The following is a 13,103-nucleotide window of genomic DNA, read 5'->3' as shown; positions in this document are numbered from 1 at the left end:
CTCAGGCCTCGGGGGTCTCGGCGCTGGCCCGGTCCAGCATCTGGATGGTGCCGGCATCGAGCTTCAGCTGGGTGGCGACCACCAGTTCCTCCAGTTGCGCGATGGAGGTGGCGCTGGCGATCGGCGCCGTGACCGAAGGGCGCGCGATCTGCCAGGCAATGGCCACCTGGCCCGGCTTGGCGTTGTACTGCTGGGCCACCTTGTCGAGCGCCTCGAGAATGCGCAGGCCCCGCGGGTTCAGGTACTTCTTGATGGTGGTGGCGCCGCGCGCGCTCTTGGCGGCGTCGGCCTCGGTGCGGTACTTGCCGGTCAGGAAACCGGCCGCCAGCGCATAGAAGTTGATCACGCCCACGTCGCGCTTCAGGCACAGCGGCTCCAGCTCGTCCTCGAACACCGCGCGGTCGTAGAGGTTGTACAGCGGCTGCAGGCTCTCGTAGCGCGCAATGCCCAGCCGCTCCGAGACGTCGAGCGCCTCGGCCAGCCGGGGCGCGCTGTAGTTGGAGGCGCCGATCGCGCGCACCTTGCCGGCCTTGATGAGTTCGTCGAAGGCCTGCAGCGAATCTTCGAGCGGGGTGGCGGCATCGTCGTCGTGCGACTGGTACAGGTCGATGAAGTCGGTCTGCAGGCGCTTGAGCGAGGCTTCCACCGCTTCGCGGATGTAGGCCGGCGAGAGGCCCGACTTGCCTTCGCCCATCGGCTTGCCGACCTTGGTGGCCAGCACCACGCGGTTGCGCTTGCCGCTTTGCTTGAGCCACTTGCCGATGATGGCCTCGGACTCGCCGCCGCTGTGGCCCGGCACCCAGGCCGAATAGACGTCGGCGGTGTCGATGAAGTTGAACCCCGCGTCCACCCAGGCATCGAGCAGGCGGAACGAGGTGGCCTCGTCCGCCGTCCAGCCGAACACGTTGCCGCCGAAGGCCAGCGGTGAAACCAGGAGGCCGGAGCGGCCGAGCGAGCGGAGTTGCGACATGAGTTTGTTTCCTGAGGAAGAGAACGAGGATCAGACGACGCCCACGGCACCGAGCAGCGCACCCGCGCCCAGCAGCCAGAGCAGGTGGACGCGCGTGCGCCAGACGATAAGCGCGGCCACTGCGGTCAGCAGCCACAGATGCCATGCAGGCGCGTCGCCGGCATGGTTACCCGCCGCCAGCACCCAGCCGGTGGCGATCAGCAGGCCCACCACCACCGGCGCCATGCCCTGCTTGAAGGCGCGCACGCCGCGCCGGTCGCGGTTGCGGTGGCCCCAGCGCGTGGCCAGGTAGGTGAGGGTGGTGCTGGGCAGCATGATGCCCAGCATGGTGACCATGAGCCCGAACAGGCCCAGCAGCCAGGCACCCGGCCCCGCGCCGATGCCGCCGCCCGCATTGAGCCCGACGTTCCAGCCCATCAGCGCGACGAAGAGCACGTTCGGCCCGGGCGCGGCCTGGGCGATGGCCACCGAGGAGCTGAACTGCGCATCGCTGAGCCAGCCGTGCTGCGCAACGAGGTAGCGGTGCATGTCCGGAACCGTAGTGATGGCGCCGCTGATCGACAGCAGCGACAGCAGCAGGTACTGGCCGAAGAGCGCCAGCCAGTCGTGCCATTGCATGGCGATGGTCAGCTGGCTCATGCGGCGATCCTGCGCCAGGTCCACGCACAAGCCACGCCGCCCACGGCCAGCAGCACCCAGCCGAGCGGCATCTTGAACAGCGCAATGGCGCCGAACACCAGCGCGACGAAGGCCAGGCAGGTGGCAAAGCCCAGCGGGTGCTTGCGCAGCTGCGGAATCAGCTTGATGCCGGTGGCGGCGATCAGCCCGCCCGACACCGCGCCCATGCCGCGCAGCGCGGCGGCCACCTGCGGGTTGGCGGCGTAGTGGGCATAGAGCACGGCCAGCACGAGGATGACCACGAGCGGTATCGCGAGCATGCCGGCCACCGCGGCAATGGCGCCGCGCAGGCCGAAGTAGCGGTCGCCGATCATCAGTGCGAGGTTGATCACGTTCGGCCCCGGCATCACCTGGGCCACGGCCCAGTCTTCCAGGAACTGCTCGGGCGTGAGCCAGCGCTTCTTCTCCACCATCTCGCGCTGGACGATGGCCAGCACGCCACCGAAGCCCTGCAGCGCAAGCCAGGTGAATGAAACAAAAAGGTCGCGTGGCGACTTCGGTTGCGGATGGGCGGGCGGCGCCGCCGCGCCTGAAGGAGACGGATGCATGTGGATGCGATTATCGTAGCCAGGCCTGCAACATGCCGGGCACCGGGCTGACATGCCCCTGCATCACTCAAAGGGAGACTCCACCGCCATGCAAATCCGCGCGCTCTTCGATCTCTGCAAGCAGGCCGTGGCCTCCTGGTCCAACGACTACGCTCCGAGCATGGGTGCCGCGCTGGCCTACTACACGGTGTTCTCGATCGCGCCGCTGCTGCTGATCGTGATCTCGGTGGCCGGCCTCGTGTTCGGCCAAGAGGCCGCGCGCGGCGAGATCTTCGCGCAGCTTTCCGGCCTCATGGGCGCGCAGGGCGCGGCCGCGGTGCAGGGCATGCTGCAGGCGGTCAACAAGCCGGCCGAAGGCATCGTGGCCACGGTGGTCGGCCTGGGCCTGCTGGTGGTCGGCGCGACCACCGTCTTCGGCGAACTGCAGGACGCGCTCGACCGCATCTGGCGGGCGCCGGCGCGCACCAAGAGCAAGGGCCTGTTCAACCTGCTGCGCGTGCGGCTGCTGTCGTTCAGCATGATCATGGCCATCGGCTTCCTGCTGATGGTGTCGCTGGTGGCCAGTGCGGCGCTGGCGGCGCTCAGCAAGTGGTGGGCGCCGGTGTTCGGCGGCTGGGCCACGCTGGCGCAGGCGGTGAATTTCGTCTTCAGCTTTGCGATGGTGACGGTGATCTTCGCGATGATCTACAAGATCATGCCGCGCGTCAGGGTGCAGTGGCGCGACGTGTGGGTGGGCGCGGCGGTCACGGCGCTGCTGTTCACCATCGGCAAGCACCTGATCGGGCTGTACATCGGCAAGAGCAGCGTGGCCTCGGGCTACGGTGCGGCAGGTTCGCTGGTCGTGGTGCTGGTGTGGGTGTACTACTCGGCGCAGATCTTCCTGCTCGGGGCCGAGTTCACCTGGGTCTATGCCAAGACCTATGGCTCGCTCAAGGACATGGGGCGCAGCGCCGACGCGAATCCTTCGCCGACGCGCTCGGACCCGCTGCCGCAGCGTTAGCCTGCGAAGCCGCCCTCGTCGAGGAAGCGCTGCTCCTCGGCCGTGCTGGTGCGCCCGAGCAGCTTGTTGCGGTGCGGAAAGCGGCCGAAGCGCGCAATGATGTCGCGGTGCAGCACCGCGAAGCGCTGGGTGTTGGCATCGAGCGCGGCGTTGAGCTCGACCGAGCGCTGCTGGTCGTCCAGCGACTCGGAATGCATGAAGGGCAGGTAGAAAAAGCGCCGCAACTCCTCGTCGGTCTTCAGGTCGAGGCCCGCTTCGATCGCCTGGCGGGCGATGGCCAGCGCCTTGGCATCGGTGGCCAGCATGCGCGCGTTTCCGCGCCAGGTGTTGCGCGGAAACTGGTCGAGCAGCACCAGCAGTGCCAGGGCGCCCTCGGCGCCCTGCGCCCAATGGTCGAGCTCGCCGCGCGCGGCCGCTTCGTGGGCGGCAAGGAAGCGTTCGCGGAACTGCGCGTCGAAGGCTTCGTTCTTGGCAAACCATCGTTCGGGCCCGGCTTGGCGCCAGAAGCCGACGACGTCTTGGGCGGTGGGGAGCTCGGCAGGGTTCATGGCCGCATTCTCTTTCAGCCTGCGCCCGGCCGCCAAAGTCGCGGTGGTGGCCGACAAGGCAAATGGCAAGGCCTGCCTATGCTGTAGCGGTTTTCATAACTCAGGAGATAAAGCTCATGACCCGATATGGCAGCCTTTTGCGCGCAACCCTCATCGCCGGCGTGGCCAGTGCCGCGCTGGCCGGTTGCGGAATGATGTCCAGGTCGAACACCGCGAGCTTCAGCGGCGCGATGAACGCCGCCAGCGAAGTGCCGCCCAACATGACGCGCGGCAGCGGCCTGGCGGAGGCCTGGCTCAACAAGGACACCAACGTCCTCAAGTACAAGATCACCTACAGCGGCCTGAGCGGCCCGGCCACCGCGGCGCACTTCCATGGCCCGGCGGCCGCGGGTGCCAATGCCGGCGTGGTGCTGCCCTTTGCCAACGCGGCCAGCCCGATCGAGGGCCAGGCCACGCTCACGCCGGCGCAGGCGGCCGACCTGATCGCCGGCAAGTGGTATGCCAACGTCCACACCGCCGCCAACCCGGGCGGCGAAATCCGGGGCCAGATGCTGCCCAAGATGTGAGGGGGCCAAGCGGCGCGCGGTCAGCTTGCGGTCTTCGCGCTGGTGTCAAATGACACCATATGACGACGAAGACGACCAGGAAGCCACGTGCCGCAAGCCAAAAAACCCTCAACAACACCTTCGAGGAGCGCCGCGAAGACATGCGCGCCGCGCGCAAGGCGCTGGTGCTGCAGGGCGGCGGCGCGCTCGGCGCCTACCAGGCCGGCGTGTATGCCGCGCTCAGCGAGACCGACCTGCAGCCGCACTGGATTGCCGGCGTCTCCATCGGCGCCATCAATGCGGCGCTGATTGCGGGCAACGCGCCCGAGAAGCGGGTCGAACGGCTGCGCGAGTTCTGGCACCTGGTGTCTTCGGGGCCGGCGCAGCGCCTGCCCTCATGGCTGGGCGACCGCGCCACGCAGAACCAGTGGAGCGCCAGCATGGCGATGCTGGTGGGCATTCCGGGCTTCTTCGAGCCGCGCTATTCGCCCGCGCTGCTGATGGGCGCCGCGGCGCCGTTCCTGAGCTACTACGACACCGCGCCGCTGAAGGCCACGCTCGAGCGCCTGGTCGACTTCGACCGCATCAACGCCTGCGAGGCGCGCTTCAGCGTGGGCGCGGTCGACGTGCGCACCGGCAACTCGGTGTACTTCGACAACACGCGCCAGCGCATCGGCCCCGAGCACATCATGGCCAGCGGTGCGCTGCCGCCGGGCTTTGCGCCGGTCAGCATCGACGGCGACGACTACTGGGACGGCGGCATCGTCTCGAACACGCCGCTGCAGTACGTGCTCGACATCCATCCGCGCTCCGAGCCGCTGGTGGTGCTGCAGGTCGACCTTTTCAATGCACGCGGCGAGATGCCGCGCACGCTGTCGGGCGTGATGGAGCGGCAGAAGGACATTACCTATTCGAGCCGCACCCGCATGAACACCGATGCGCTGGCCGCCAACCTGAACCTGCAGCAGGCCATTGCCGACCTGATCTCCAAGCTGCCGGTGCGCCTTCGCAATGACCCCTCGGTGCTGGCGGTGCAGGCCGAGCTCACGCACCACCCGATCGACATCTTCCACCTGATCTACCGCGACAAGCCCTACGAGGTCGAATCGAAGGACTACGAGTTCTCGCGCGCCGCCGTCGAAGAGCATTGGGAGGCCGGCGCGCGCGACATGCGGCGCACGCTCGCGCATCCCGAGACGCTGCGCAGCGACGCCACCGTGAACGGCGTGACCACCTTCGACCTCGGCGAGCCCGGCGTGGAGCGCGTCAAGCGCCCCGGGCTCTCGCGCTGAAGGCGCCCGATTCTTGCAACCCGTTTTTTCTTCTTTCCAACCTCAAGGACATTCACCATGCAACTCAAGGACAAGGTCGCCTACATCACCGGCTCGGCCAGCGGCATCGGCAAGGAGATTGCCATCCTGTTTGCGCGCGAGGGGGCCAAGGTCGTCATTGCCGACCTCAACAAGCAGGCCGCCGAGGCCACCGCGGCCGAGCTCCAGGCAACGGGCGCGCAGGCCCTGGGCGTGGCGGTGGACGTGACCAGCGAAGAGCAGGTCGATGCCTCGGTCGAGGAGGCCGCCAAGGCCTTCGGCAGCATCGACATCCTGGTCAGCAACGCGGGCGTGCAGATCGTTCATCCGGTCGAGGAATTCAGCTTTGCCGACTGGAAGAAGATGCTCGCGATCCATCTCGACGGCGCATTCCTCACCACCAAGGCCTGCCTCAAGCACATGTATGCGCAGGGCCGCGGCGGCAGCGTGATCTACATGGGATCGGTGCACTCCAAGGAAGCTTCGCTGCTGAAGGCGCCCTACGTGACCGCCAAGCACGGGCTCATCGGCCTGGCCAAGACGGTGGCGAAGGAAGGCGCGAAGCACGGCGTGCGCGCCAACGTGATCTGCCCGGGCTTCGTGCGCACGCCGCTGGTCGAGAAGCAGATTCCCGAGCAGGCGAAGACGCTCGGCATCACCGAGGAGCAGGTCGTCAAGAACGTGATGCTGAAGGAAACGGTCGATGGCGAATTCACCACCACCGACGATGTGGCGCGCGTGGCGCTGCTGTTCGCGGCCTTCCCGACCAATGCGCTGACCGGCCAGTCGCTGGTGGTGAGCCACGGCTGGTTCATGCAGTAGCGACGTCGCCGCGCCGCGCACGGCGCACGATGGTTCACCCTAATGTCTCCGGCGAGCGAACTGTGAGAAAAACCGGTTTGCCGTTCAATCGTCATACCAATGACTTTCGCCAGGAGACAAAAACCATGCGTGTTCGTTCCGCCGGCTTTTTTTCGCGCCGCTCCTTCGTGGCCCATGCGGCAGGTGTGGCAGCAGGGCTTGCCATGTTCGCCGCGGCAGCGCCTGCGGCGGCCCAGGCGTATCCCAGCCGGCCCGTCACGCTGATCGTTCCATGGGGTGCGGGCGGCGGCACCGATGCCACGGCGCGCATCATCGCGAGCCTGTTCGAAAAGGAACTCGGCCAGCCGATGACGGTGGTGAACCGCACCGGCGGCAACGGCGTGGTGGGCCATGCGGCCATTGCCGCCGCACCGCCCGACGGCTACACCATCGGCATGGCCACGGTCGAGATCGGCATGATGCATTGGCAGGGGCTGACGCCGCTGACCAGTGCCTCGTACACGCCGATCGGCCTTGCCAATCTCGACCCGGCCGGCATCCAGGTGCGGGCCGACGCGCCCTACAAGAACGTGGCCGAGTTGCTGGCGGCCATCAAGGCCAGTCCCGGCAAGCTCAAGGCTTCCGGCACGGGACAGGGCGGCATCTGGCACCTGGCCATCGCGGGCCTCTTGCGCGACCAGAAGATCGATCCCGCGGCCGTGCCGTGGGTGCCGAGCAATGGCGCGGCGCCGGGCCTGCAGGACGTGGTTGCGGGCGGTGTCGACATCGCGCCGGTCTCGCTGCCCGAGGCGCGTTCGCTGATCGATGCGGGCAAGGTCAAGAGCCTTGCGATCATGAGCGACAAGCCCTCGGCCCTCTATCCCAACGTGCCCACGCTCAAGGCGGCCATCGGCAGCGACTGGTCGATGGCGGCCTGGCGCGGCATCGTCGCGCCCAAGGGCCTGCCGGCCGACGTGCGCGACAAGCTGGCGGGCGCGCTCAAGAAAGTGGTGGCAAGCAAGGAGTACACCGATTTCATGGCCTCGCGCGGCTTTGGGGTGATCTATGCGGGCCCCGACGACTTCGCTGCCTACATGGCCAAGTCCGACGCCGAACTCGGCGCCACGATGAAGGCCGTGGGTATCGTCAAGTGAGCGCCGGACGGCGCGCGCGCCCGCCGGGCGGAGGTGCGGCGCGATGAAATTCAACGACGCGATCTTCGGCGCGATCCTGCTGGCGCTCGGCATCGTGGTGCTTGCCGTGGTGCAGGGCTATCCGGGCATACCGGGCCAGCAGGTGGGGCCTGCGCTGTTTCCGGGGCTGATTGCCGCGGGGCTGTGCGTCTGCGGCGCGATGCTGCTGGCCAAGGGATGGCGCGAACGCCATGCCGCGGCCTGGGTGCGGCTTGGCGACTGGGCGGCTTCGCCGCGTCACGTGCTGTCCGCCGCGCTGGTCATCGGCGCGGTGCTGTTCTACATGTTCGCCTCCGAGCGGCTCGGCTTCCTGCCGACTGCCGCGATCTCGCTGCTGGCACTGATGCTCGCCATGCGCGTGCCGCCGGGCCGTGCGCTGCTGATCGCGCTGGTTGCCGCGCTGCTGATCCATGCCGCGTTCTACAAGCTGCTGCGGGTTCCGCTCCCCTGGGGCGTCCTGATGCCCATCGCCTGGTAACCGGAAACATCCATCCATGTCCGCAGCACTCTTGCAGGCTTTCTCGATGGTCTTCGAGCCCTACACCATCCTCGTGATGGTGCTGGCCTCGCTCTATGGCCTGTTCGTCGGCGCGGTGCCGGGGCTGTCGGCCACCATGGCGGTGGCGCTGCTGGTGCCAGTCACCTTCTTCATGCAGCCGATCCCGGCCATTGCGGCCATGGTGACGGCCACCGCCATGGCCATCTTCTCGGGCGACATCCCGGGCTGCCTGCTGCGCATTCCGGGCACGCCCGCATCCGCCGCCTACACCGACGAAGCCTTCGCGATGACGCGCAAGGGCATGGCCGAGACGGCATTGGGCGCGGGGCTGGTGTTCTCGGCCGTGGGCGGTCTTTTCGGTACGGTGGTGCTGATCGTGGCGGCGCCCGCGCTGGCCGACTTCGCGCTCAACTTCAGTTCCTTCGAGTACTTCTGGCTCGTGCTGCTGGGCCTGACATGCGCGGTGTTCATCACCTCCGACCGGCCGCTCAAGGGCATGATCACGCTGCTGCTCGGCCTGCTGGTGGCCTGTGTGGGGCTCGGCAATCCGGCGGGCTTTCCGCGCTTCACCTTCGGCAATGCCGAGATGACCGGCGGCATCGGCATGATCCCGATGATGATCGGCATGTTCGCCATCTCGGAGGTGATCCGCTTCGCGGTCGACACGCTGCCGCCGGGCGAGGTGGTGGTCGAGAAAGTGGGCAGCGTGCTCTCGGGCCAGTGGGCGCTGGCCAAGAAGTATCCGGTGCAGATACTGCGCGGCAGCCTGCTGGGCACGGCGGTGGGTGCGCTGCCGGGTGCGGGTGCCGACATTGCGGCATGGATGTCGTACGCCATGAGCAAGAAGTTCTCCAAGGAGCCCGAGAAGTTCGGCACGGGCCATGTCGAAGGCATTGTCGAATCGGGTTCGGCCAACAACAGCGCACTGGCCGGCGCGTGGATTCCGGCGCTGGTGTTCGGCATCCCGGGCGACTCGATCACGGCCATCGTGATCGGCGTGCTCTACATGAAGAACCTCAATCCGGGGCCGACGCTGTTCACCACCAATCCGCAGAACATCTATGCGGTGTTCATGCTGTTCATCATCGCCAACATCATCATGATTCCGCTGGGCATCCTGTGCATCAAGGTGGCCAAGCGCATCCTGCGGGTGCCGCGCAACGTGCTGATGCCGCTGATCCTGCTGTTCTGCATCGTGGGCGCGTTTGCCATCAACAACTCGCTGTTCGACGTGGGCGTGATGCTCGTGGCGGGCATGGTGGCCTACCTGCTCGAGGAGAACGGCTTTCCCATTGCGCCGGCGATCCTGGGCGTGGTGCTCGGCGGCATGCTCGAAGAGAACTTCATCACCTCGATGATCAAGTCGGACGGCAACCTGGCCGGCTTCGTGTCGCGGCCGATTGCCGCATCGCTGGCGGCGGTGGTGCTGCTGGTGTGGCTCGCGCCCCTGCTGAAAAAGCTGTGGCTGAGGGGGCGGCGCACCGCTTCGTCTACTGCAGCTTGAGCGACCAGGTCTCGCCCACGAGCTGCTGGCCGAAGCCTTCGTAGGGCTCGGCCTTGTCGAGCTTGAAGCCCCGCTTGGCGTAGATGGCGCGCGCGGCCGCCAGGCAGCTGTTGGTCCAGAGCACCATCTTGCGATAACCCTTGGCGCGCGCGAAGGCGATGCATTCGTCGGTCAGGCGCGCGCCCAGGCCCAGGCCGCGCGCGGACGGCGAGAGCAGCAGCAGCCGCAGCTGGGCCGTGGTGGCCGACTTGCGCACCACGAAGATCGCGCCCACGCGTTCGCCGTCGAGCTCGGCGATCCAGCACTTCTCCCACGCGGGCTGGAACTTGCGCACGAACTGCGCCACGATGTCGGCCACCAGCGCCTCGAACTCGCTGTTCCAGCCGTACTCGCGCGCATAGAGCTCGCCGTGCTGCTGCACCACCCAGCCCATGTCGCCGGGCAGCGGGTCGCGCAGCACGATGGTGCGCGTGCGCCCCGCAGGGGCCGCAGCGGGATCGAGCGCGCGCTCGATGCGCGCCATGGCATCGATCAGCTGCTGGCGCCCGTGCGGAGGCACCGGCGCAAGCAGGGCGGCCGCTTCGTCGCGCGATTTCTGTTGCAGCGGCGCAAATGCGGCGTGGCCGGCTTCGGTGAGGCGCAGCACGCTTTGCCGCGCGTCGCGCGGGTGCGGCGCGCGCGCGAGCCAGCCGGCCGCTTCGAAGCGGCGCAGGATGCGGCTCATGTAGCCGGCGTCGAGCCGCAGGTCGCGGCCGATTTCGCTGGCGACGGGCGTTTCCCGGTGGGCCAGCTCGTAGAGCACCCTGACATCGGTCAGCGACATGTCGCTGCCAAGGTAGGGATCGAGCACGCCGATGCGACTCGTGTAGAAGCGGTTGAAGCGCCGGATCGCCTTGACCGCGGCGGCGTCGGGCGCGGGCGAATTGTCCCAATTGGTTGCTGTTGTCATATTGATGGTTGACTGAGGCAATCATTTAAAAGCCTTGCCGCAGGCGCGTCAACAGCCGCCAACGCGACAGAAGTGGTGGAAAACCCTAAAATCGCGGGTTGCCCACTGCCGCGCCGTGCCCGCCAAGCCGCCGCGGCCAACTTCCCCACTGATGAACGCCCCCGTCGACGTCTCCTTTTTTGCGCGTGCCGCCAAGCCGCTGACCAGCTACCGCAAGTACTGGGCGGCCCGTTTCGGCACGGCCAAATTCCTGCCGACCACGCGCAAGGAGATGGACGCGCTCGGCTGGGACAGCTGCGACATCATCGTGGTGACGGGCGACGCCTACGTCGACCACCCGAGCTTCGGCATGGCCGTGATCGGCCGCATGCTCGAGGCGCAGGGCTTCCGCGTGGGCATCATCGCCCAGCCCGACTGGCAGAGCGCCGAGCCCTTCAAGGCACTGGGCAAGCCGAACCTGTTCTTCGGCGTGACCGCCGGCAACATGGATTCGATGATCAACCGCTACACGGCGGACCGGAAGATCCGCAGCGACGACGCCTACACGCCCGGCGACGTCGGCGGTGCGCGGCCCGACCGCGCGGCCATCGTGTATTCGCAGCGCTGCAAGGAAGCCTGGAACGACGTGCCGATCATCCTCGGCGGCATCGAAGGGTCGCTGCGCCGCATCGCCCACTACGACTACTGGCAGGACAAGGTCCGCCGCTCGATCGTGGTCGACTCGAAGTGCGACCTGCTCTTGTACGGCAACGCCGAGCGCGCCATCGTCGAGATCGCGCACCGGCTGGCGGCCCGCGAACCGGTGCACGAGATCACCGACGTGCGCGGCACCGCCTTCGTGCGGCGCGACACGCCCGCGGACTGGTTCGAGATCAACTCCACCAGCGTGGACGAACCCGGCCGCGTCGAAGCCCACGTCAATCCCTACCTGATGGTGTCCGAGCAGGCCAAGGCCAACGGCGCCACCTGCGCCAAGGAAGAAGAGGCCCAGGCCGTGGCGCAGGCCGCGGAGGCAGGGGCTGCGGCGGCGAACCCGGTGAACCCCGCCATCAAGCCGCTGACCTTCGTGCCGAATCCCGCGCTTGCGCCGAGCGCAAGGATCAAGGTGCCGCCGCGCGACCGCAGCGTGATCCGGCTGCCGTCGTACGAACAGGTGCGCGCCGACCCGGTGCTCTACGCCCACGCCAACCGCGTGCTGCACCTGGAGACCAACCCCGGCAACGCCCGCGCGCTGGTGCAGGCGCACGGCGAGGGCGCCACCGCGCGCGACGTGTGGATCAACCCGCCGCCCATTCCGCTCACCACGGCCGAGATGGACCACGTGTTCGACCTGCCGTATGCGCGCAGCCCGCACCCGCGCTACGCCGACGAGAACGGCAGCCACGACGGCGCCACCAAGATCCCCGCGTGGGAAATGATCCGCTTCAGCGTGAACATCATGCGCGGCTGCTTCGGCGGCTGCACCTTCTGCTCGATCACCGAGCACGAGGGCCGCATCATCCAGAGCCGCTCGGAAGAATCGATCATCAAGGAGGTCGAGGCCATCCGCGACAGCGTGAGCGGCTTCACCGGCACCATTTCCGACCTGGGCGGGCCCACGGCCAACATGTACCGGCTCGGCTGCAAGAGCCCCGAGATCGAATCGGCCTGCCGCAAGCCCAGCTGCGTGTATCCGGGCATCTGCCCGAACCTGGGCACCAACCACGATCCGCTCATCAAGATCTACCGCCGCGCGCGTGCGCTCAAGGGCATCAAGAAGATCCTCATCGGCTCCGGCCTGCGCTACGACCTGGCCGTGCAGTCGCCCGAGTACGTGAAGGAACTGGTGCAGCACCACGTCGGCGGCTACCTGAAGATCGCGCCCGAGCACACCGAGCAGGGCCCGCTCACCAAGATGATGAAGCCCGGCATCGGCAGTTACGACAAGTTCAAGCAGATGTTCGAGAAGTTCTCGGCCGAGGCGGGCAAGAAGCAGTACCTCATTCCGTACTTCATTGCCGCGCATCCGGGCACCAGCGACGAGGACATGATGAACCTCGCGATCTGGCTCAAGAAGAACGGTTTCCGCGCCGACCAGGTGCAGACCTTCTACCCGAGCCCGATGGCAACGGCCACCACGATGTACCACACCAACAAGAATCCGCTGCGCAAGATCACGCGCGAGAGCGAGACGGTGGACATCGTGCGCGGCGACAAGCGCCGCCGCCTGCACAAGGCCTTCCTGCGCTACCACGACGCCAACAACTGGCCGCTGCTGCGCGAGGCCTTGAAGAGCATGGGCCGCGCCGACCTGATCGGCAACGGCAAGCACCACCTGATCCCGACGTGGCAGCCGCTGACCGATGGCGGCTACACGAGCGCGCGGCGCAAGAACTCGACCACTGCGCCGGTGGCCGCCAAGGCGTCGGCGCCTGTCAGGCTGGCGCCGGTGAAGCCCTCGAAGGGCCGCATCCTCACGCAGCACACCGGCCTGCCGCCGCGCGACAACGGTTCGGCGCCGGCGCCGCGCAAGGCCTCGGCCGGCCCGGTGCGCGGCAGCATCCGCAAGCCGCGCTGAG

The 13,103-nt window shown here is 67.6% G+C and carries 13 protein-coding genes; 8 read left to right on the top strand and 5 right to left on the bottom strand.

Features of this window, described 5'->3' with window-relative positions; all coding sequences use genetic code 11:
• Nucleotide 1 precedes the first annotated feature (1 nt).
• Genes AC1DMS_RS13060 through AC1DMS_RS13050 form a run of 3 tightly spaced genes read right to left on the bottom strand, consistent with a single transcriptional unit; the run spans nucleotide 2 to nucleotide 2,196 of the window.
• Nucleotides 2-970 (bottom strand): aldo/keto reductase, encoded by a 969-nt coding sequence (locus AC1DMS_RS13060; RefSeq protein WP_478181112.1) that lies wholly within the window; start codon nucleotides 968-970, stop codon nucleotides 2-4.
• Nucleotides 971-1,000: 30 nt separating this feature from the next.
• Complete coding sequence (locus AC1DMS_RS13055; RefSeq protein WP_478081765.1) at nucleotides 1,001-1,609, bottom strand: chromate transporter; 609 nt, start codon at nucleotides 1,607-1,609, stop codon at nucleotides 1,001-1,003.
• Nucleotides 1,606-2,196: a chromate transporter gene (locus AC1DMS_RS13050; protein ID WP_018902772.1), complete on the bottom strand. Its 591-nt coding sequence runs from the start codon at nucleotides 2,194-2,196 to the stop codon at nucleotides 1,606-1,608. The genes AC1DMS_RS13055 and AC1DMS_RS13050 overlap by 4 nt, the downstream gene beginning before the upstream one ends.
• Before the next feature lie 88 nt (nucleotides 2,197-2,284).
• Between AC1DMS_RS13050 and AC1DMS_RS13045 the strand changes: the two genes are divergently transcribed.
• Nucleotides 2,285-3,196: a YihY/virulence factor BrkB family protein gene (locus AC1DMS_RS13045; protein WP_062361586.1), complete on the top strand. Its 912-nt coding sequence runs from the start codon at nucleotides 2,285-2,287 to the stop codon at nucleotides 3,194-3,196.
• On the opposite strand, the gene AC1DMS_RS13040 is transcribed toward AC1DMS_RS13045, so the two are convergent.
• Nucleotides 3,193-3,744 carry a DUF924 family protein gene (locus AC1DMS_RS13040; protein ID WP_478084288.1) on the bottom strand — a complete coding sequence of 184 codons (552 nt, stop codon included), beginning with the start codon at nucleotides 3,742-3,744 and terminating at the stop codon, nucleotides 3,193-3,195. The genes AC1DMS_RS13045 and AC1DMS_RS13040 overlap by 4 nt on opposite strands.
• Before the next feature lie 116 nt (nucleotides 3,745-3,860).
• On the opposite strand from AC1DMS_RS13040, the gene AC1DMS_RS13035 reads away from it, so the two are divergent.
• The 6 genes from AC1DMS_RS13035 (at nucleotide 3,861) to AC1DMS_RS13010 (ending at nucleotide 9,596) form a co-directional block, all read left to right on the top strand.
• Nucleotides 3,861-4,310, top strand: coding sequence for a CHRD domain-containing protein (locus AC1DMS_RS13035; protein ID WP_436035817.1), 450 nt, complete (start codon nucleotides 3,861-3,863; stop codon nucleotides 4,308-4,310).
• 59 nt (nucleotides 4,311-4,369) lie between these two features.
• On the top strand, nucleotides 4,370-5,581 hold the full coding sequence (locus AC1DMS_RS13030) for a patatin-like phospholipase family protein (protein WP_478181111.1): 1,212 nt from the start codon (nucleotides 4,370-4,372) through the stop codon (nucleotides 5,579-5,581).
• A gap of 57 nt (nucleotides 5,582-5,638) precedes the next feature.
• On the top strand, nucleotides 5,639-6,421 hold the full coding sequence (locus tag AC1DMS_RS13025; protein ID WP_478181110.1) for a 3-hydroxybutyrate dehydrogenase: 783 nt from the start codon (nucleotides 5,639-5,641) through the stop codon (nucleotides 6,419-6,421).
• A gap of 125 nt (nucleotides 6,422-6,546) precedes the next feature.
• The gene (locus tag AC1DMS_RS13020; protein WP_018902768.1) at nucleotides 6,547-7,554 is read left to right on the top strand and encodes a tripartite tricarboxylate transporter substrate binding protein; all 1,008 of its coding nucleotides are present in this window, start codon (nucleotides 6,547-6,549) and stop codon (nucleotides 7,552-7,554) included.
• Nucleotides 7,555-7,597: 43 nt separating this feature from the next.
• Nucleotides 7,598-8,071, top strand: a complete 474-nt coding sequence (locus AC1DMS_RS13015; RefSeq protein ID WP_018902767.1) for a tripartite tricarboxylate transporter TctB family protein — start codon at nucleotides 7,598-7,600, stop codon at nucleotides 8,069-8,071.
• A 16-nt stretch (nucleotides 8,072-8,087) separates the two neighbouring features.
• A complete protein-coding gene (locus AC1DMS_RS13010; protein ID WP_278876641.1) occupies nucleotides 8,088-9,596 on the top strand; it encodes a tripartite tricarboxylate transporter permease in 1,509 nt (502 codons plus the stop codon).
• On the opposite strand, the gene AC1DMS_RS13005 is transcribed toward AC1DMS_RS13010, so the two are convergent.
• Nucleotides 9,583-10,545 carry a bifunctional helix-turn-helix transcriptional regulator/GNAT family N-acetyltransferase gene (locus AC1DMS_RS13005; RefSeq protein ID WP_478181109.1) on the bottom strand — a complete coding sequence of 321 codons (963 nt, stop codon included), beginning with the start codon at nucleotides 10,543-10,545 and terminating at the stop codon, nucleotides 9,583-9,585. The genes AC1DMS_RS13010 and AC1DMS_RS13005 overlap by 14 nt on opposite strands.
• Nucleotides 10,546-10,696: 151 nt before the next feature.
• Between AC1DMS_RS13005 and AC1DMS_RS13000 the strand changes: the two genes are divergently transcribed.
• Nucleotides 10,697-13,102, top strand: coding sequence for a YgiQ family radical SAM protein (locus AC1DMS_RS13000; protein ID WP_478181108.1), 2,406 nt, complete (start codon nucleotides 10,697-10,699; stop codon nucleotides 13,100-13,102).
• Nucleotide 13,103: the final 1 nt, after the last annotated feature.

It is taken from the genome of Variovorax sp. 05T418, from assembly GCF_056396385.1.
The sequence above is the reverse complement of the archived record's forward strand: the minus strand, read 5'-3'. Positions and strand labels throughout refer to the sequence as shown.

What these genes read in the sequence shown, in the direction of transcription:
- AC1DMS_RS13060 (WP_478181112.1), bottom strand. Translation starts at nt 970, where the DNA reads ATGTCGCAACTCCGCTCGCTCGGCCGCTCCGGCCTCCTGGTTTCACCG.
- AC1DMS_RS13055 (WP_478081765.1), bottom strand. Translation starts at nt 1,609, where the DNA reads ATGAGCCAGCTGACCATCGCCATGCAATGGCACGACTGGCTGGCGCTC.
- AC1DMS_RS13050 (WP_018902772.1), bottom strand. Translation starts at nt 2,196, where the DNA reads ATGCATCCGTCTCCTTCAGGCGCGGCGGCGCCGCCCGCCCATCCGCAA.
- AC1DMS_RS13045 (WP_062361586.1), top strand. Translation starts at nt 2,285, where the DNA reads ATGCAAATCCGCGCGCTCTTCGATCTCTGCAAGCAGGCCGTGGCCTCC.
- AC1DMS_RS13040 (WP_478084288.1), bottom strand. Translation starts at nt 3,744, where the DNA reads ATGAACCCTGCCGAGCTCCCCACCGCCCAAGACGTCGTCGGCTTCTGG.
- AC1DMS_RS13035 (WP_436035817.1), top strand. Translation starts at nt 3,861, where the DNA reads ATGACCCGATATGGCAGCCTTTTGCGCGCAACCCTCATCGCCGGCGTG.
- AC1DMS_RS13030 (WP_478181111.1), top strand. Translation starts at nt 4,370, where the DNA reads ATGACGACGAAGACGACCAGGAAGCCACGTGCCGCAAGCCAAAAAACC.
- AC1DMS_RS13025 (WP_478181110.1), top strand. Translation starts at nt 5,639, where the DNA reads ATGCAACTCAAGGACAAGGTCGCCTACATCACCGGCTCGGCCAGCGGC.
- AC1DMS_RS13020 (WP_018902768.1), top strand. Translation starts at nt 6,547, where the DNA reads ATGCGTGTTCGTTCCGCCGGCTTTTTTTCGCGCCGCTCCTTCGTGGCC.
- AC1DMS_RS13015 (WP_018902767.1), top strand. Translation starts at nt 7,598, where the DNA reads ATGAAATTCAACGACGCGATCTTCGGCGCGATCCTGCTGGCGCTCGGC.
- AC1DMS_RS13010 (WP_278876641.1), top strand. Translation starts at nt 8,088, where the DNA reads ATGTCCGCAGCACTCTTGCAGGCTTTCTCGATGGTCTTCGAGCCCTAC.
- AC1DMS_RS13005 (WP_478181109.1), bottom strand. Translation starts at nt 10,545, where the DNA reads ATGACAACAGCAACCAATTGGGACAATTCGCCCGCGCCCGACGCCGCC.
- AC1DMS_RS13000 (WP_478181108.1), top strand. Translation starts at nt 10,697, where the DNA reads ATGAACGCCCCCGTCGACGTCTCCTTTTTTGCGCGTGCCGCCAAGCCG.